We start from the raw sequence: 18,797 nt of genomic DNA, 5'->3' as shown, positions 1-18,797 counted from the left end.
CTATTCGTCAGCCAGCCATGTACGCAGCAGATTGACGAATTCGTCTGGCTTTTTCTTGGCCAAACTCTCCAATTGTTTGCGCACTTGACTTTCGTTCGTTACACTGTCCAACGTAATGGACGGAAACTCTGTTGCTACTGGTAGAGGAATCTCCTCTTCCTCTATTTCGTTCTGTTTGCGGCGACGACGTACTAACAAAATAACAACCGCAGCAATCAAAGCTGCCACCAGTGCGCCTGCACCCCACATCATTCCTGTGGAAAGCTGGAAGCCTGTATTTGCTGTCGCAGCAGTCTGGAAGCCCTGTGATAATACAGAAACTTTTTTGGTCAAATCAGCGTCACTTATTACAGTGCCAGAGTCGGCCAACGAAGCCCGAACGATATTGACCAGTATATTCTCAATAGCATCCTTGACCGGTTGTGCCAATTCATTTTGTCCTTCAGGTGGTTCAACCGCGACATTTATGGTTAAGTCTTTTACAGTATATGGACTGGATATAATATCCTTAGCGATTCGATTAACCTCATAATTGATGGTGCTTGATGATTCTTCCGAGTTCGCATTGCCTGATGTATCCGATGATGGATAACCCGGAACATCCTGTTGGCCGGTACCCGCAACACCGCCTGTTGGATTACTAGCCCCCGTGTAACTTTTTTGAATCTCCTGTACACTGATTTCGATGCCTTTCATATTGTCTACATCGACCGGTGTAACCAGATTTTCTTTCCGAGTTTCTTTATCAAAATTCAGCTTGGAAGCCACAAGAACGTTGACTTTATCCTCACCTACAATCTGGGAAAGAAATTGTTTCACGTTATTCCGAACATCATTTTCAAATTTTTTCTGCAAAGCCATGTTTTCCTGTACTTCAGTAGATAATCCACCACTACCACCACGTGCTGTTGGAATCAGTTCCGCTTCATCCGTGTTAGTGATCGTGATATTCTCAATGGGTAGATTCGGAATAGCGGTTTTAACCAAATTAAAGTAGCCATCTACTGCTGCCTGATTTGGGTGATAACCGGGTTTAAATTGGAGAGCCACCGATGCTGACGCTTTATCCTGTTCTTCCAAACCAGCAAAGATATTATCTTTGGGCATATTGACCAGTACTTTTGCATCTTGTATACCTTGCATCCGTTGAAGCAATTGCTCCACTTCTCCGTTCAATGCGTTGTTATACTTCACATCAAACTCTTTGTCCGTCATACCAATGGGTGATGATGATTCCTCGAATGACTTATATCCTAATGAACCATTCTGAATAATCCCTTGGGACCCGATGTTCACTTTTGCAATCGCAACATCCGTGCTTGGTACGGATATGGTCTTGCCATCTGCACTTAATTTGTACGGAATACTTGATGAATCCAGGTAATTAATGACGCCTGCAGAATCACTTGCATTCAAATCCGTAAACGCAACTTCATATTCTGTCTTGGACAATTGCATGGTCAGTACGACTGCCGCCAAAATTAAAAACAGAAAGGTTGAAATAAATAATACTTTTTGCTTTTTGCTAAAACTATTCCAATACTGGGATACCTTGTCCCTGTACTGGGCAATTCTCTCATTCACTCTGTCACCCCATCCGAAACTTAGCTTAGTCTGTCCTGTTTTTAATCACTATAGGTTCTAAAAGATTAAAGACAGGAGCAGCATGCAGCTGCTTGTTGTAATGATCAGCGCTGTTGTCGAAGCGCAAGTATGCCGTTTTTATAATTGCGTACGCATAATCTCTTGATATGCTTCGACCACTTTGTTTCGGACTTGAGACGTAAGTTGAAGACTCAGCAGAGCCTGTTCTGAAGCGATCATCACCTGATCAACGTTCACTTTTCCGAGCATGAATTGGTTTGACATTTCATGCGCTTGGGACTCCTGTGCAGCTACAGACCCGAGCGCATTCTGTAGGTATGTACCGAAGCTCTGAATGGTTTCGGCTGGTGTGGATGGCTTACTTTGTGCCGTACTTTGCATCTGAAGCGGTTGAATCGCCTGTGTGTTAAACATGTTGTTCTGAATCATTAATGTCCCTCCCATTCATCTCTGTACTTCGGTTTTATGGACCATCCTTAAACTGTTAACTAAGCCCTTCCAATCTCCAGTGCTTTTGATATCATGGCCTTGGTTGAATTTAAGGCTGTGACGTTTGCCTCATATGAACGTGATGCCGAGATCATATCTACCATCTCTTTTGCAATGTCCACGTTAGGCATGTACACATACCCCTCAGCGTTGGCATCCGGATGAGAAGGGTCATAGACAGGTTTCAAAGGCGATTGATCTTCACGAATCTCTGTTACTCTAACCCCATCACCGGAACTATTATTTCTCATCTGATTTTGCAGCAAGCTGTTGAACGAAGTCTTATTTGGTTCAAGTACGACCATCTTTCGCTTATAAGGGACTGCTTCACCATTGGATACGCTTGCGCGTGTCGTCTCTGCATTGGCGATGTTGGAAGATATAACGTCCATTCGCAAGCGCTGAGCTGTCAGAGCCGATGCACTGATATTAAAACTGTTACTGATGTTCACCTAAGCTATCTCCCTTCGACTCCAACACGCATCATTTTGATCTGTTCATTCACTTGCTGGATATAAGCGTTGTAACGCAACTGGTTCTCGGCCAGAAGACTCATTTCCTTGTCTACATCGACGTTATTCTGGTTGTTATTCATGGAAGTCGACTGATCCATATTGACTACAGGTGTCGGTACGGAAGAGGAAGGACCTATGACAAAATGCCTTGAATCCGTTACTTTCCCTTTAAGAGCAGGCATATCTCCATTCATTTGATCCTGTAGTATTTCTTCGAAAGAAACGTCCGAACGCTTGAAATACGGGGTGTCGGCATTCGCGATGTTGTCAGCAATCGTTCGTTGTCTGATGTTGGAGGCATCGAGTGCACCTTGTAACCTTTGGAAACTAATATCATTCAAAAGATTCATATTTTCCCTCCTCTCCTTAGAAATTATGGAAAAAGATTCAACCTTTTTCCTTCAAGTTGCTTATGCTTTTTCGACAAAAACATTCGCTTTTACACGTTTTTCTAGGACTTAAGTAGAATTAACTCTGATGTTGTCGTATAACATAAGTTTCTTCGAGATTGGGATATATTACAATAAGAAAAAAGCCCTATCTTTTCTGAAAGACGGGGCTTTTTGTGTATTTTCTGCAAATTATGAATTTTTTCGTAAATGTTGAGGCCCAAAACAAATGGAAGCTTACACTGCTCTAATATTTGCTAAAACATTCTTAAAATTTATAAAGCCTGTTTCTGATGCATATCGCGTTTTTAATCAGTGGTTCGTTGAAGATTCCAGAATTTTCATGTTGGTTCCTGTTAGAAATTTTTACCGTAAGAATAAGGTTTTGAACTAAAATAATTTATTATTATTCCACACTGTTAATTTAATAATTGACAAAAAACGTATCTTATATTACTAGTATCCACCAATTATAAGCAACACTTTCTTAACATTTATAACTTTGTAAAGTTGATTTTAAAAACACAAAAAAAATTTGTCGTCCCCATAATTCGCTCTCATTCATTTTGCGCATTTATGCAAGTTCCTCTCTCCTTGCTGATTAAACCGATGACCAGACTTGGAAAATAAAAATCCTTTTATTGGAATTTTTAGAATGTTCAAAATATCCCTTGTCTTGGATGCCTTCTGTTTGAAATAAACTATATATATGGCGCAAGTCCTAGATCATCTCATCTCTCATGCCGACTTCATCTCTTTTATCGGTTATATGGCAAAATTATATTAGATCACAGCAAAAATAAACGGTATACATTGAATGGATGAAGCCAATTCCACAAAAATGAGGATCAAATATCCTTACCTGTGTAATTGCAAAATCTTCATCCATCCGTTGTATACCGTTCTTCACACTTCAACGTTGCCTTCAATAGAACAATAATCGTTAGTTACAAAATATATTGACTTAGATCCCGATCGAGTGCAATATCATTCAATTTCTCACGTACATATTCCGGAGTGATTACCATGCGCTCCAGCGTTAGCTCTGGTGCCTCAAAGGATAAATCCTCAAGAAGTTTCTCCAGAATAGTATGCAGGCGACGTGCACCGATATTTTCGGTATTCTGGTTCACTGACTCAGCGAGCTTGGCAATCTCACGAATAGCATCATCCGAGAATTCAATCTCAATATTCTCAGTACGCAGCAAATCCACATACTGCTTGGTTAAAGCATTTTTAGGTTCCGTGAGGATCGAAACAAATTCATCAAGCGTCAGGCTGTTCAGTTCTACACGGATTGGGAAACGCCCCTGAAGCTCTGGAATGAGATCCGAGGGTTTTGCTACATGAAAAGCACCGGCTGCCATAAACAGGATGTAATCCGTTTTGACAGGACCATACTTCGTCATTACCGTAGAGCCTTCTACGATAGGCAGAATGTCACGTTGAACCCCTTCCCGTGATACATCGGGGCCACTACCGCGTCCCTGACTGGCTACTTTATCAATTTCATCAATGAATATGATACCTGTCTGTTCCGCCCGGCGGATGGACTCCTGCGTAACATCATCCATATCGATTAACTTTCCAGCTTCTTCCTGAATCAATACCTTGCGAGCTTCCTTAATCGCCAGCTTGCGTTTTTTGGTACGACGAGGCAATAAACTGCCAAACATCTCCTGCATGTTCATCCCCATCTGGTCATTCCCTTGACCAGCGAACATGTCCATCATGTTTGGCGTCGTATCTTCCACATCAATTTCGATCACGTCATCTTCCAATTTACCAGATAACAGGTCGAATTTGATTTTGCGCCGCCGCTCAGCTACTCCCGTATCCGGTTCTTGCTCATCGGTTTCTGGCGTAGTGTTGCCATTATTTCCAAAAATCATTTCAAACGGATTCCGTTGATTTTTGGATTTGGATTGTGAAGGGACCAAAATATGTACGATCCGTTCATTGGCAGCTTCTTCCGCTTTGTCCTTGACCTTTTCTGTACGTTCCAGCTTGACCATCCGCAGCGATGTTTCAATCAAATCACGAATCATCGATTCCACGTCACGGCCAACATAACCCACTTCTGTGAACTTCGTAGCCTCTACTTTTACGAATGGAGCTCCAACCAACTTGGCCAGGCGGCGTGCAATCTCTGTTTTACCAACACCAGTAGGTCCAATCATTAGGATATTTTTAGGTACAATATCATCTTGGGTATGTTCAGGCAAAAGGCTGCGGCGGTAACGATTGCGAAGAGCAACTGCTACCGATTTTTTAGCCTGTTTTTGACCTACAATGTATTTATCAAGCTCTGCAACGATTTGTCTGGGCGTTAACGCTTGAGTATGCATATAGCTTCCCTCCTACCAATATGCGAACTTTGTTTTAGAGATACCACTTTATAAAGGCTTACCTACAAGGACAAAGAATCTCCACGAATGAACTGGAGCTGAAGGAATCTCAGGCCCCATTACGGGAGATTGCTTTTGCTTACAACTCTTCAACAATAATATTATTGTTGGTGTAGACACATAACTCAGAGGCAATCTGAAGTGATTCACGAGCAATGTCTTTCGCTTCCAGATTCACCGCATGACGTTTTAACGCACGTGCAGCGGATAAGGCAAAGTTTCCTCCTGATCCAATCGCGATAACGTCATCATCGGGCTCAATAATTTCGCCCCCGCCAGAAATGAGCAACATTCCCGTTTTATCCATTACAATCAGAAGTGCCTCCAGTTTGCGCAAAATCCGATCCTGGCGCCAGTCCTTGGCAAGTTCTACAGCAGCACGCTGCAGATTACCATGGTGCTCCTCCAGTTTGCCTTCAAATTTCTCAAACAAGGTAATCGCATCCGCTACGGAACCGGCAAAACCAGCCACAACCTGACCACGATAGAGACGTCTTACCTTTTTAGCTGTATTTTTCATCACAACACTTTGCCCCATGGTCACCTGACCATCTCCGGCAATCGCTGCCTTGCCATTATGACGAACTGCACAGATTGTTGTAGCATGAAATGACATATCCATGTTATCAGACTCCTCCCACGAATAATTTATACGCGTTCTGGAACGGTTAGACCTTCTCCTGCAGCAAAACGGGCAATGCCATCCAGTGCACGCTTGGCAAGTGCTTCATTTTTTTCTTTTTTGTTACGTATTTTGATTTCCAGCTTCGGCAGCAATCCAAAGTTTGCATTCATGGGCTGGAAGTGTTTGAAATCAGCTGTTGTAATGTACTGCGCCATACTCCCCAGCGTCGTCTCCACCGGCAATACCACCAATTCCTGACCCAGTGCTGCTTTGGCTGCATTCATGCCAGCGATTAAACCGGATGCCGCAGATTCTACGTAACCTTCTACACCAGTCATCTGACCTGCAAAGAATAGGTTTGGACGCTCTTTGAACTGATACGTTGGACGGAGAAGTTTGGGAGAATTAATAAATGTATTACGGTGCATTACGCCATAACGAACGAATTCCGCGTTTTCAAGTCCAGGGATCAGAGAAAATACACGCTTTTGTTCTCCCCATTTCAGATGTGTCTGGAATCCTACCAGATTGTACAGCGTTCCAGCAGCATTATCCTGTCTAAGCTGCACAACAGCATGCGGAAGTTCTCCGGTATGTGGATTAACGAGACCTACAGGTTTCATCGGACCAAACAGAGCCGTTTGTTTGCCACGCTTCATCATGACTTCAATCGGCATACAGCCTTCAAAGTAAATTTCTTTCTCAAATTCTTTCAATTGAGCAACTTCAGCCGTAATCAATGCTTCATAAAACACATCGAATTCCTCTTCTGTCATCGGACAGTTCAGGTATGCTGCTTCGCCCTTGTCATAACGTGAAGCAAGATAAACCTTATTCATATCAATAGAATCTTTTTCGATAATCGGTGCAGCTGCATCATAGAAGTAGAAGTATTCCTCACCCATAAGTGCCTTAATCTGCTCCGACAATGCCGGAGAAGTCAATGGACCGGTTGCTACAACAACGATACCGTCTTCCGGAAGAGAAGTCAGCTCTTCATTGACCACTTCAATGAGTGGATGCTGATGAAGGGTGGATGTAATCTCCCCTGAGAATCCGTCCCGGTCAACAGCAAGTGCTCCTCCTGCCGGAACGGCATGACGATCTGCTGCACCCAAGACCAGTGAATTAAGCATTCTCATTTCTTCTTTTAATACGCCTACTGCATTCGTCAAACCATTGGCACGAAGCGAGTTGCTGCATACCAGTTCAGCGAATTTATCCGTATGGTGAGCCGGCGTTTTGACAACCGGTCTCATCTCATATAATTTTACACGCACGCCGCGACTTGCAATCTGCCAGGCTGCTTCTGTTCCTGCGAGCCCGGCACCAATAACTGTTACTTGTTGTTCACTCATCGAAATCGTTTACCCCCATTATGCTAATCCGTTCATTCTTCTTCCGGTTCTTCCACCGGCTCCTGATGATCGCATGAAGTACACTGCAATCGTGTTCCCTGTTTGTTTCGTTTCTCGATCATTAGCGATCCGCAGCTTGGACATGGTTTCGCTGAAGGTTTATCCCATGATACAAAATCACATTCAGGATACTTGTCGCAACCGTAGAAAATACGTCCCTTTTTACTGCGGCGTTCAACCACATGACCTTCTTTACACTTCGGACAAGTTACGCCGATGTCCTTGATAATGGGTTTGGTATTCCGACAATCCGGAAATCCGGAGCACGCGAGAAACTTTCCAAAACGACCCAGTTTATAAACGAGCGGTTTGCCGCACTTCTCACATATTTCATCCGAAACTTCATCTTCTATCTCAATTTCTTTCATTTCTTCTTCCGCAAACTCAAGCCGTTTCTCAAAGGATTCGTAGAATTCTGCGAGTACTTTAACCCAATCCTCAGAACCTTCCTCCACATGGTCAAGGTCACCTTCCATGTTTGCGGTGAACTCCACATTCAGGATTTCCGGGAAAAACTCTTCCATCTGCTCGATGACCAACTCACCCAGTTCGGTTGGCATAAATTTTTTCTCTTCAATGGCAACATATCCGCGCTTTTGAATGGTCTCCAGCGTAGGCGCATATGTACTTGGACGCCCTATACCCAATTCCTCCAGTGTACGAACAAGTCTTGCTTCCGTGTAACGTGGTGGCGGCTGCGTAAAGTGCTGTTTCGGCTCAATCTCCCGATTCTCCAGCACGTCTCCACTTTTCAGAGGAGGCAGCAGGCGATCTTCTTCCGTTGTTCCGTCATCATTACCTTCCACATACACCTTCATGAAACCCTGAAAACGAACTTTGGAGCCCGCAGCTCGGAAGATTGTATCTCCTGCAGCAATGTCCACAGAGAGAGTGTCCAGCACCGCAGATGACATCTGACTTGCTATAAAACGTTCCCAAACCAGTTTATACAGTCTGAACTGATCACGACTCATAAACGATTTAATCGAATCTGGATCACGCAAAATGGAAGTTGGACGAATCGCTTCATGCGCATCCTGAGCGTTCGCTGCCTTTTTGGAATAGTTTCTAGGTGTCTCAGGAGCAAACGGCTCACCATACTTGCCTATAATGTATTCCTTGGCTTCTTCCTGTGCTGATGCTGCAATCCGTGTGGAGTCCGTACGCATATACGTAATGAGACCCACTGTGCCTTCTTTTCCGAGGTCTACCCCTTCATACAGTTGTTGGGCAACGGACATCGTCTTGGAAGCTCTAAAATTCAATTTACGTGCGGCTTCCTGCTGTAAAGAACTTGTGGTGAACGGAGCAGAAGGGTTACGGCTACGTTCTTTTTCTTTAACTTCCTTGACGGTAAACGAAGCACCCTCGATCTGTTTCAAAATGGCCTGTACTTCGGCTTCACTGCCAAGTTCAGTTTTGGTACCGTTCAGTTGATGGAACTTGGCTTCAAACGGATTTCCGTCTGCTGTCAGTTTGGCTGTAATACTCCAGTACTCTTCTGGTTCAAAATCATTAATTTCATTTTCACGATCCAAAATGATTTTGACGGCTACGGACTGAACACGACCCGCAGACAAACCTTTTTTGACTTTCTTCCATAATAATGGACTTATTTTATAGCCTACAAGCCGATCGAGAATACGTCTCGCCTGCTGTGCGTTTACCAGATCCATATTAATCTTGCGCGGTGTTTTGAACGCATCCTTGACGGCCTGTTTCGTAATTTCATTAAATACAACCCGGCAATCTGCTGTGTCATCCAGTTCAAGCGCATGAGCCAAATGCCATGCAATAGCCTCGCCTTCGCGATCCGGGTCAGCTGCGAGATACACTTTTTTCACTTTCTTTCGTGCATCCTTTAGTTCTTTTAAAATAGAACCTTTGCCGCGGATCGTAATATATTTCGGATTAAAATCATTCTCCACCTCAACGCCGATCTGACTCTTTGGCAAATCGCGCACATGTCCCATCGAAGCTTTTACGATGAACTTGCTGCCTAAATATTTGCCGATCGTCTTCGCCTTTGAGGGCGACTCCACGATTACGAGTGCATCCGCCATAGGTTCATCTCCTCTCAGTCATGAAACTGCTGCTTGTTTTTTTGTTTCATCCATCACTTAGCAGCAGGATTAACTTCCGCTAATAATCTATTTTCACATGCTACCTTGAGTGCAGCACTGTCATACCCTCGCGTATTTGGTTCCAGGTAATTGGCTAATCTGCTTTTTTATGATTAAAGATAACAGAACTGAATGCAAATGTCCAAAATCCCAATGAAGCTGTTCAACAAGTTGATCCAGAGAATGCTCCTCCTGCTCCAGTAAATTAATAACACATCGTTCATCCAAAGATAGTTTTACCACTGGAAATATTCCCTGTTTGGAAGTTTCACTGCTATGCGTCGAACGTCCTCTATTGTAAGGAAGTTGTTCCGTATTTGGCAAGTCCAATCGATACTCTTCTAATAAATCCGTGGCGCAAGTTACCAATTTCGCTCCCTGACGAATCAGGTTGTGTGAACCTCGACTCTTGGGAGATGTTATGGGTCCCGGGACTGCAAACACGTCTCTTCCCGCTTCAAGAGCGGCATCCGCAGTAATCAAAGAGCCGCTTCGAATGTCAGCCTCAACAACCAATGTACCCAGGGTTAGACCGGCGATGATCCGATTACGTTCTGGAAATAAGCCCTGACGGGCACGTGTACCTGGTGGATATTCCGACAATAGCAGACCCTTGTCGGCAATCCGTTCTGCGAGACTTGTATTTTCGGGTGGATAAATATTGTCAATTCCTGTCCCAAATACCGCAATGGTTTTGCCATTGGCACGCAGCGCAGCATCATGACACACGCTATCTATTCCTCTGGCGAGTCCACTCACAACTGTCAGCCCAGCATGGCAAAATTGCTCCGCCAGTTTTTCACCAACTTTACGTCCGTATACCGTAGGCATGCGGGTCCCTACCATTGCAATGGATTGGCTGTGCAACAAATTCAGGTCGCCGCGACCGTACATTACCCAAGGTGGTTGAACGGTTTCCTTCATTAATATAGGATAGTCATGGTCTAGATAAGTAATAACCTCAATGCCTTGTTTGTACAAACACGCTTGTCTCTGTTCAATCCAGTCAGCATTGAACTGCTTCGCTAAACGCACTGCCTGATCCTTACGCAGACCCGCAGCAGTCCAGTCCCCTTCTTCATAGCTCAATAGATCAGCCAGTTGATGATTTCCTGATAGTAACTTGGAGATTGTTTTCTTACCAACGCCTTCCGTTTCATGTAAACCAATCAAAATCCATCTTTCTTCCATATCAATAACCTCCCGAAGCGGGAAGAAAATCTTCCCTCATATTGTGTGGTAAGTGACAACAGAATGCAAGCGTTTACTTTGCAGGAGGACCCTTCTTCTCATGTACCACCTGTAAAAAAACGCAAAAAAGCAACCCTTCGTCCTGTTATGGACAAAAGGTTGCTTACCTTTTCCGTATCAACAATAGTCGGTTCCCAGACAGTTTAGCTCTCTGAACCGTTTCTTCTATTATAACGGGAAAGAATTAATGTGTCGTGCACAAATTCAGAATTCCGCGTTCTTCTAGTACACTCACCAGCGTTGAGCCCATTTCGGCCGGCGTTGGAGCAACTTTAATTCCGCAAGATTCAAGTTTCGCAATTTTTTCTTTGGCAGTACCTTTACCACCTGAGATAATTGCACCCGCATGACCCATGCGTTTACCCGGAGGCGCGGTAACACCACCGATAAAGCCAACCACTGGTTTGGTCATGTTTTCACGTACCCACTCTGCAGCATCCTCTTCAGCTGTACCGCCGATTTCACCGATCATGATGACAGCATGCGTCTGCGGATCTTCATTGAACCGTTTCAGGATATCAATGAACTCGGAGCCTTTAACCGGGTCGCCCCCGATTCCAACAGCAGATGATTGTCCAATTCCACGTGCAGACAATTGATGAACAGCTTCATACGTGAGCGTTCCACTACGGGAAACCACGCCAACGTGACCAGGCATATGAATATAACCCGGCATGATGCCGATTTTGCATTCACCTGGTGTAATAACGCCCGGACAGTTTGGTCCGATCAGAACGGTATCTTTGCCTTCCATGAAACGGTCAACCTTGACCATATCAAGTACCGGGATACCTTCGGTGATACAGATCACGAGATCCAGCTCTGCGTCAACAGCTTCCATGATGGAATCCGCTGCAAATGCCGGGGGAACGTAGATGACGCTCGCTGTTGCGCCAGTAGCTTCCTTCGCTTCCTGTACCGTATTGAACACCGGAAGACTGACAACTTTGCCATCTTCCAGCGTAATATCAACATTGGTTCCGCCTTTACCCGGTGTTACGCCGCCTACCATCTGGGTTCCGTAGTCCAATGCGCCCTTCGTGTGGAACATTCCCGTTGAACCCGTAATGCCTTGCGTAATGACTTTTGTATTTTTATCAATCAAAATACTCACGTTGCTTCACATCCTTACGGTTATTTTTCAAGTGCCGGACAGCTCCGGAACTAAGGCAGCAATTTGCCCAGGAATGAACTTATTTTACGAGGGCAACAATTTTCTGTGCACCATCGGCCATGGAATCAGCAGGAACGATATTCAGGCCGGATTCACCCAAAATACGTTTACCAAGCTCCACGTTAGTTCCTTCAAGACGAACAACCAGCGGTTTAGTCAGGCCAAGCTGCTTCGCGGCTTCAACAACACCATTGGCAATGACATCACAGCGCATAATGCCGCCAAAAATGTTAACGAAGATACCCGCCACTTTGGCGTCAGACAAAATGATTTTGAAAGCTTCAGTCACTTTCTCTGTTGTAGCACCGCCCCCAACATCAAGGAAGTTGGCCGGGTCGCCGCCATAGTATTTGATGATATCCATCGTCGCCATCGCAAGTCCCGCACCATTGACCATACAGCCGATGTTGCCATCAAGTGCTATGTAGCTGAGGTCGTATTTGGAAGCTTCGATTTCTTTTTCGTCTTCTTCATCCAGGTCGCGCAGTTCCAGAATGTCTTTATGACGGAACAAGGCGTTGGAATCAAAATTCAATTTGGCATCCAGCGCGATAACGTTTCCATCTCCGGTAACAACGAGTGGGTTGATTTCGGCAATGGAGCAATCTTTTTCAACAAACGCTGTGTACAACGCAAGCATAAACTTAACTGCTTTGTTCACCAACTCATTCGGAATACGAATGCTGTACGCCAGTTTACGTGCCTGGAACACTTGCAATCCAATTGCAGGGTCAATGATTTCTTTGAAAATTTTCTCAGGTGTAGCTTCAGCTACTTCTTCGATCTCTGTACCGCCTTCTTCGGAAGCCATCATTACGACGCGGCCTGTGGCACGGTCTACAACAACACCCACATAATACTCTTTGCGGATATCGCATCCTTCTTCAATCAGAAGACGCTTCACTTCTTTACCTTCAGGTCCAGTCTGGTGTGTTACCAATACTTTTCCCAAAATTTCGGATGCGTAAGCACGAACTTCGTCGATACTTTTCGCTACTTTCACGCCGCCGGCTTTCCCCCGGCCACCTGCATGAATTTGCGCTTTGACTACAGTCACCGGACTGCCCAGTGCCTCTGCGGCCGCAACCGCTTCATCGACTGTATAAGCAACCTTTCCGTTTGGAACGGTGACTCCATACTGTTTCAGTACTTCTTTTCCTTGATATTCATGGATATTCATTCTCGAATCCTCCTATCAACATGACTGCAACAAGGCGGGTTGGTAGACTAACAAAAGACAAATGTTGACTATTTTCACTTAAACCCAATTCATTGTAACACGTTTTTAAAACGCTTTCCTTAAAAAAGTAATGGTTAATAGACAGTATTTTGATATGAGTATGATCCCATAATGTGAATGTTTGGATATAAATGGAAAAACCTCAGCTAAATAGCCAAGGTTTTTTGTTTATAATGCTATACCCAATTATTTTCTGGATTCTTTGGTATTGGTCTCATGGACCTTTTTCAAAAGGCCCTTAAACTGGCCCAGTAAAGACTCAAACTCTGCACTGTTCAGGCAAGCATCTCCCTGAATCGATGCAGGTATGGATAAAGCTTTATTACGTAGTTCCCGCCCGGATTCAGTGAGAGTAATCAATACTTTTCGTTCATCCTGGGCTGAACGTTCACGATGAATATGCCCTGCTGACTGCAAACGTTTCAGAAGTGGCGTTAACGTTCCCGAATCGAGATATAGCGCTTCTCCGATTTCCTTAACCGTACATTCTTCACGTTCCCACAACACCATTAAGACCAGATACTGCGAATACGTTACGCCGAGCACCTCAAGATAGGGCTGGTACATCTTCGTAATTTCACGTGAACAAGCGTATATGGCAAAGCATAATTGGTTATCCAGCTTCAAACTGTCAGTCTGCATATGATTGTCTCACCTACCTATTGTACATTCAATTCCTAATAAAAAGGTCTTCACCCCTGTTTTGTCGCTAGACATTATGCGCATTATTAGGAACTCTTCATCTATCTTATCACAAATTAAAAAAAAAACAGAATAATTGAGCACAAATTATTTTACTTTTCTATTTAATAGTGTTAAATTAAGTTTTGTAAAACATAATAGTGCGATATTAAAAATCAGCACAGAACCATGTCTAATTCCACGAGAAACTACACTTAATAAAGTAATCTTTAAACAATTCAGGGATCAGGGAGAGGTACATAGCAGCTATGACGAGGACGGGTTGACGCCCTGATTCCTTTTATATACAATGCTTGTTAGAAGATGAGGAAGCACCTTAATTCGTAAACTGGCCGTATTTTGCGCGCCAAGAACGGAATGAGGTGTTTCTTTTTATTATGTATGGAAAACTGCATAGTGCCTGTTTGTATGGAATTGACGGAGTTCTAATTGAAGTGGAAACAGATTTGTCGAATGGATTACCCCAGACGTCCATTATCGGGTTACCGGATTCAGCCATTCGTGAAGCGGTTGAACGTGTTCGTGCAGCTATCAAAAACTGTGGCTATCAGTACCCGTTACAGCGAATTACGATTAACCTGGCCCCTGCTGATCTGCGCAAGGAAGGCTCTTCTTTTGATCTTGCTATTGCAATTGGATTACTTACAACAAGTGGCCAGCTGGTACTTCCTGTGCAGGAACGGACATTGGTGGTGGGTGAGTTGGCATTGGACGGTTCAGTGAGATCCGTTCCTGGTATTTTGTCCATGGTAGATTTGGCGAAACGGCAAGGCTTTACCTCTGTTCTTCTGCCCGCCGATAATCTGGAAGAGGCTTCACTAATTCGGGGTATTCAGGTATATGGCATTCGTCATTTACAAGATATCGTTCCAGAGAGCGTAACAGCTGCAAAGAGCACGAACGGAACGGTTCAAATTGCTGGGTCTATTGTTTTAAAAGACTACGCCCACCTTTCTGTTCGGGTTCCAGATTACGATGATTTGAATAACCGCGACCGCTCGAAACACACTTCATTTCTGGATGATGATTATAGTGATGTCTTGGGACAGCACCATGTGAAACGTGCACTTATGATTGCCGCAGCAGGCATGCACAATATTTTGCTCGTCGGACCGCCAGGAACAGGGAAAACCATGTTAATTAAACGGCTGCCTACGATTCTTCCTCCTTTGTCCGAAGACGAAGCTCTGGAAGTAACCAAAGTGCTAAGTGCCGCAGGCAAGCTCAAGGAAACCTCTCATGGTCTCATCGCAGACAGGCCTTTTCGCTCTCCCCACCATACGATATCCACATCAGGTCTAATTGGTGGTGGCGGTATTCCTAAGCCGGGTGAAGTAAGTCTTGCTCACCGAGGCATATTGTTTCTGGATGAGCTGCCCGAGTTCCAGCGGCAAGTTCTTGAAGTATTGAGACAACCGTTGGAAGATCGGAAAGTTACGATTAGCCGTGCGAGAGCAGCGTTCACTTTCCCTGCGCAGTTTATGCTCGCATGCTCGATGAACCCCTGCCCCTGTGGCTATTTGTCTGCCCAATCGGAAGAGCAACGCTGTATTTGCAGTCCTGCCCGTGTTGCCGCCTACCGTGCCAAAATTTCGGGACCCCTGCTGGATCGCATCGACCTTCAGGTTGAGGTGCCTCCCCCAAGTGAGTGGCGGAAGTCTGGAGCTTCGCCTTCATCGTCAGAAATGCAGACCAAAGTTATTCATGCGCATCAAATTCAGGCTGCACGATATGCGAAAAGTTCAGTTCGCTGGAATAGCCAGCTATCAGGAACCCTGTTGCGTCGAACCATCCGTCTTCCGGAAGAAGCTGATAACTTGCTTCAACAGACGCTGCAAGCGTTGAATTTGAGCATGCGTGCGCATGATCGAATTATCAAGATGGCCCAGACCATCGCCGATCTGGATCATGAGGGAGAAATTTTGACAGCACACGTAGCTGAAGCAATACAATATCGCCAGTTGGATTTGAATTTATTTTGAGAATCAGCCCCGTTGATGCACGGCCCAAAGGAGGATATTGCTCGAAACCTTCAGCAATATTTTACGTTCAAGTGGCTAGCGTAGAGAGCGTTCGCAACTTTCCATATCCGAACAAGTCAAATACCCCTGCCAAGTATCTCTCCTCTGTATAAAGAGGGATACTTGCAGAGGCTTTTCGTAAAGCATCATATTGGGATGTATAACGCAAAGAAGATACTAATTATTCAAATATGGTCAGCTTATCCTTGGCTGGTGTACGTTCTTTGGCAGAAGGAATTACATCTGGATACCCCATGTAAACCATCCCTATAATTTTTTCCCCAGCCTGAATGCCCAGAGATTTACGGAATTTCGGTGCATACAAGAAAGGCTTGGTTACCCAGAACGTACCGATATCTTCACTCCATGCCGCGAGCAGGAAGTTCTGTACCAGTGCACTAACTGCTGCAAAATCTTCATCCCAAATATTTTGGCGCGGATCTTCTTCCATCACTACAAGCATAACGGTAGGAACCTGCTTGATATTCGCCGAGAACTTGTTATCCTCACCCATCTCTGCATCAATCGCGTCTGCCAACTTGTTCAGTCCGTGTCCGCTAAACAACAGAAACCGCCACGGCTCACGCAATTTGTGATTGGGTGCCCATACGGCCGTGTCCAGCAAATCAATAATTTGTTGTGTAGGAACGGCTTCTTTTTTAAACTTTTTGACGGTACGACGATTTTGAATGGCCTCTCTTACGGCATTACCCGTTTGTGTAGATTTACTCATGACCATACCTCCCAGGTTATAAAAAGATTATCCGTGACCGCAGCTAGAGCCTGCGATGTGAATCGACTCATTTATGAAAAATCAAATGATGCAAACAAAACTGGATTATCAATCTTGATTATACACTGATCGGTTCAAAGGATTCAAAGGGTTGCTGACGACATTAAATTCGTACTGGGTAAATTGGATGTAAAAAGACGACTACGACTCTTGCCCAACAAAGGGATTCATAGAGTCAGGCGTCGCCTTCCTTCATTATAAGTAGCTATTTAATCAATATGGGTATGATCCTGCTCCTTCAAACTTCCCATTCACAAAATCCATTTTGTTTATTTTCTCTTGGTTGCCGGCGACATCCGTACTGAAATACTCCACGGTTTTGACATCGGGAGCATAGATTTTTATGGGTCCGATAAACGTGATCCATTCCCCGCCATTGATTCTGTACTGGATCATTTTCAAGCCTGATCCGTTAACTTCGTCTGTTGCCTTTAACTTGAAGTTAAATCCATTAATGTATGGTTTCCCATTGGATACCTCTGTCAGGGGAACTAGAACATATTTGGTTACAGGCGGGGTTTTGTCCGAATTGCTCTTAAGAATAAAATCAAATGTATTTTTAGGTCCTTTGACTAAAGTCACTCTAATCGTTTGCTTGATATAACCATCCGCTTCAACAGAGATTGTGCTTGTTCCGGGAGGAAGCCGGTCCATAGAGTACTTTCCTTGATTGTCTGTTTTGGTCTTGAGATTATTAATAGCTACTGTGGCCCCTGCCACAGGCCTCCCCTGTTCATCTTGCACCAAGCCACTAACGTCCGCCGCATCTTGCAGTACTATGTTCAATTTCATTGTCCTCCCAATACCTGGAGATACATTTGTTGTGTAAAGCACATACCCTTTTGCATCAACCTGTAACGTAATTTCATTGAAGGCATAGTTGTCTATTCCTGTAATCGCATAGTTGCCCACCTTGTCTGTCTTTACAGATTGGCTGACTGTTGTTGCTTTGATGACAGCACCCACAACAGGTTTTCCTGATTGATCAGTAACTTTGCCTACAATTGTCGAAGGCTCATAGAGGACAAAATTCAATTCCGTTGTTTCTCCCGGAAACAAATAAAAGTTAGTATAATTATTGATGGTTCCCAAGTACCCCTTGGCAATCGGTCTAATAATGATGTATATGCTTTCACTTATCGTTGTTTCAAAACTGTACTCTCCCTTGGAATTGCTTTTAACTGTTTTGGTTGCTATTTCGCTGCCTTCGAATGTGTACATCTTAATATTTACATTTACATCTTTCACCGGAAAACCATCCATATCGGTAATTTCCCCATAAATTTTTGAAGTTTGAGCAAGACGATTAACTTGCCCCTCCACAGCAGCATCTTTGGACGCAGCATATGTAGTTCCAGAAAGCAGCAGACCAAACCCTCCGGAAAATAATAATAATACGCTTAAACGAACTATCCATTTCCATTGATTACTCATGACAATCGTTCACCTCATCCAAATATAGTAGTAAGACCTAAGGCAATATGAAATCGTTATATCGATCTAACTGACTAGCATTTCAAGCTTCCAAAACTCCCCGCCCCATACATATTGCCAAATCCCCTCGCCACCGTTCATGGTTTCACTAATATCCAGCACTTCCATTCGAGGGGTCTCCCACACCTGTTTCTCTTTCTTTTCTGCAGCACATTGAATTCCTCTCATAGTTCACACCTCTTTTTCATATTTTCTTTTCTCATTTTATTATAAATGATACATTTTGTATCTATTTATTTTAAGTACTTCTATCTCTTTCGTCACTTGCAATAAGTTAGAAAACATAGCGAAGCTTCATTGTTTATGGAATTAAAACAAACTTAGGTAAGAAGATATGCATGGTAAGGAGAAGAGGCACTTTATAACAGGTAACTCAGTAGCATAGACTGGATTGAAACACATCGTTTGAGCTCTTATTTAGAGAATTATTAATCATTGATGTAGTCCGTTAATGATCAGAAAAGGAAATATTAACAACGAGGATAATTTCAATCTCTTATGTTTTGATACAATTTGTATCAAAATTATTACATGTAAAGTAGTTATTTTT

At 43.9% G+C, this 18,797-nt stretch carries 16 protein-coding genes; 1 reads left to right on the top strand and 15 read right to left on the bottom strand.

Features of this window, described 5'->3' with window-relative positions; genetic code table 11:
- The 12 genes from fliF to JNUCC31_RS27035 form a co-directional block, all read right to left on the bottom strand.
- The gene (gene fliF / locus JNUCC31_RS27090; protein ID WP_192266284.1) at positions 1-1,584 is read right to left on the bottom strand and encodes a flagellar basal-body MS-ring/collar protein FliF; all 1,584 of its coding nucleotides are present in this window, start codon (positions 1,582-1,584) and stop codon (positions 1-3) included.
- A gap of 138 nt (positions 1,585-1,722) precedes the next feature.
- Positions 1,723-2,034, bottom strand: coding sequence for a flagellar hook-basal body complex protein FliE (fliE, locus tag JNUCC31_RS27085; protein WP_192266283.1), 312 nt, complete (start codon positions 2,032-2,034; stop codon positions 1,723-1,725).
- Between the two features lie 59 nt (positions 2,035-2,093).
- Positions 2,094-2,546: a flagellar basal body rod protein FlgC gene (gene flgC, locus JNUCC31_RS27080; RefSeq protein ID WP_192266282.1), complete on the bottom strand. Its 453-nt coding sequence runs from the start codon at positions 2,544-2,546 to the stop codon at positions 2,094-2,096.
- Between the two features lie 5 nt (positions 2,547-2,551).
- Positions 2,552-2,959 (bottom strand): flagellar basal body rod protein FlgB, encoded by a 408-nt coding sequence (gene flgB / locus JNUCC31_RS27075; protein WP_192266280.1) that lies wholly within the window; start codon positions 2,957-2,959, stop codon positions 2,552-2,554.
- Positions 2,960-3,945: 986 nt separating this feature from the next.
- A complete protein-coding gene (hslU, locus tag JNUCC31_RS27070) occupies positions 3,946-5,346 on the bottom strand; it encodes an ATP-dependent protease ATPase subunit HslU (RefSeq protein WP_192266278.1) in 1,401 nt (466 codons plus the stop codon).
- Positions 5,347-5,485: 139 nt separating this feature from the next.
- The gene (hslV, locus tag JNUCC31_RS27065; RefSeq protein WP_062326042.1) at positions 5,486-6,028 is read right to left on the bottom strand and encodes an ATP-dependent protease subunit HslV; all 543 of its coding nucleotides are present in this window, start codon (positions 6,026-6,028) and stop codon (positions 5,486-5,488) included.
- A 26-nt stretch (positions 6,029-6,054) separates the two neighbouring features.
- The gene (gene trmFO, locus JNUCC31_RS27060; protein WP_192266276.1) at positions 6,055-7,389 is read right to left on the bottom strand and encodes an FADH(2)-oxidizing methylenetetrahydrofolate--tRNA-(uracil(54)-C(5))-methyltransferase TrmFO; all 1,335 of its coding nucleotides are present in this window, start codon (positions 7,387-7,389) and stop codon (positions 6,055-6,057) included.
- Positions 7,390-7,421: 32 nt separating this feature from the next.
- Positions 7,422-9,512 carry a type I DNA topoisomerase gene (gene topA / locus JNUCC31_RS27055; protein WP_192266274.1) on the bottom strand — a complete coding sequence of 697 codons (2,091 nt, stop codon included), beginning with the start codon at positions 9,510-9,512 and terminating at the stop codon, positions 7,422-7,424.
- A 120-nt stretch (positions 9,513-9,632) separates the two neighbouring features.
- Positions 9,633-10,763, bottom strand: a complete 1,131-nt coding sequence (dprA, locus tag JNUCC31_RS27050) for a DNA-processing protein DprA (RefSeq protein WP_192266272.1) — start codon at positions 10,761-10,763, stop codon at positions 9,633-9,635.
- A gap of 244 nt (positions 10,764-11,007) precedes the next feature.
- Positions 11,008-11,937, bottom strand: a complete 930-nt coding sequence (gene sucD, locus JNUCC31_RS27045; protein WP_076289497.1) for a succinate--CoA ligase subunit alpha — start codon at positions 11,935-11,937, stop codon at positions 11,008-11,010.
- 79 nt (positions 11,938-12,016) lie between these two features.
- On the bottom strand, positions 12,017-13,177 hold the full coding sequence (sucC, locus tag JNUCC31_RS27040) for an ADP-forming succinate--CoA ligase subunit beta (protein WP_024630201.1): 1,161 nt from the start codon (positions 13,175-13,177) through the stop codon (positions 12,017-12,019).
- Positions 13,178-13,423: 246 nt separating this feature from the next.
- A complete protein-coding gene (locus JNUCC31_RS27035; RefSeq protein WP_192266270.1) occupies positions 13,424-13,879 on the bottom strand; it encodes a MarR family winged helix-turn-helix transcriptional regulator in 456 nt (151 codons plus the stop codon).
- 437 nt (positions 13,880-14,316) lie between these two features.
- Between JNUCC31_RS27035 and JNUCC31_RS27030 the strand changes: the two genes are divergently transcribed.
- A complete protein-coding gene (locus JNUCC31_RS27030) occupies positions 14,317-15,921 on the top strand; it encodes a YifB family Mg chelatase-like AAA ATPase (protein ID WP_192266268.1) in 1,605 nt (534 codons plus the stop codon).
- A 220-nt stretch (positions 15,922-16,141) separates the two neighbouring features.
- Here JNUCC31_RS27030 and JNUCC31_RS27025 read toward each other — a convergent pair whose 3' ends face one another.
- The 3 genes from JNUCC31_RS27025 to JNUCC31_RS27015 all read right to left on the bottom strand — a co-directional run bounded on the left by JNUCC31_RS27025 (position 16,142) and on the right by JNUCC31_RS27015 (position 18,415).
- Positions 16,142-16,693, bottom strand: a complete 552-nt coding sequence (locus JNUCC31_RS27025) for a nitroreductase family protein (RefSeq protein ID WP_192266266.1) — start codon at positions 16,691-16,693, stop codon at positions 16,142-16,144.
- A 273-nt stretch (positions 16,694-16,966) separates the two neighbouring features.
- The gene (locus tag JNUCC31_RS27020) at positions 16,967-18,187 is read right to left on the bottom strand and encodes a carboxypeptidase-like regulatory domain-containing protein (protein ID WP_192266264.1); all 1,221 of its coding nucleotides are present in this window, start codon (positions 18,185-18,187) and stop codon (positions 16,967-16,969) included.
- 66 nt (positions 18,188-18,253) lie between these two features.
- Positions 18,254-18,415, bottom strand: a complete 162-nt coding sequence (locus JNUCC31_RS27015) for a paeninodin family lasso peptide (RefSeq protein ID WP_192266261.1) — start codon at positions 18,413-18,415, stop codon at positions 18,254-18,256.
- Positions 18,416-18,797: the final 382 nt, after the last annotated feature.

Origin of the sequence: Paenibacillus sp. JNUCC-31 (genome assembly GCF_014844075.1) — a bacterium.
GTDB lineage: Bacteria > Bacillota > Bacilli > Paenibacillales > Paenibacillaceae > Paenibacillus.
Note: the sequence above shows the minus strand (reverse complement) of the source record. Positions and strands in the feature narration are given on the sequence as shown.

Bases quoted from the DNA above. Each gene is read 5' to 3' on its own strand.
- fliE (WP_192266283.1), bottom strand. From the start codon at position 2,034: ATGATTCAGAACAACATGTTTAACACACAGGCGATTCAACCGCTTCAG.
- flgB (WP_192266280.1), bottom strand. From the start codon at position 2,959: ATGAATCTTTTGAATGATATTAGTTTCCAAAGGTTACAAGGTGCACTC.
- hslU (WP_192266278.1), bottom strand. From the start codon at position 5,346: ATGCATACTCAAGCGTTAACGCCCAGACAAATCGTTGCAGAGCTTGAT.
- hslV (WP_062326042.1), bottom strand. From the start codon at position 6,028: ATGGATATGTCATTTCATGCTACAACAATCTGTGCAGTTCGTCATAAT.
- trmFO (WP_192266276.1), bottom strand. From the start codon at position 7,389: ATGAGTGAACAACAAGTAACAGTTATTGGTGCCGGGCTCGCAGGAACA.
- topA (WP_192266274.1), bottom strand. From the start codon at position 9,512: ATGGCGGATGCACTCGTAATCGTGGAGTCGCCCTCAAAGGCGAAGACG.
- dprA (WP_192266272.1), bottom strand. From the start codon at position 10,763: ATGGAAGAAAGATGGATTTTGATTGGTTTACATGAAACGGAAGGCGTT.
- sucC (WP_024630201.1), bottom strand. From the start codon at position 13,177: ATGAATATCCATGAATATCAAGGAAAAGAAGTACTGAAACAGTATGGA.
- JNUCC31_RS27035 (WP_192266270.1), bottom strand. From the start codon at position 13,879: ATGCAGACTGACAGTTTGAAGCTGGATAACCAATTATGCTTTGCCATA.
- JNUCC31_RS27030 (WP_192266268.1), top strand. From the start codon at position 14,317: ATGTATGGAAAACTGCATAGTGCCTGTTTGTATGGAATTGACGGAGTT.
- JNUCC31_RS27025 (WP_192266266.1), bottom strand. From the start codon at position 16,693: ATGAGTAAATCTACACAAACGGGTAATGCCGTAAGAGAGGCCATTCAA.
- JNUCC31_RS27020 (WP_192266264.1), bottom strand. From the start codon at position 18,187: ATGAGTAATCAATGGAAATGGATAGTTCGTTTAAGCGTATTATTATTA.
- JNUCC31_RS27015 (WP_192266261.1), bottom strand. From the start codon at position 18,415: ATGAGAGGAATTCAATGTGCTGCAGAAAAGAAAGAGAAACAGGTGTGG.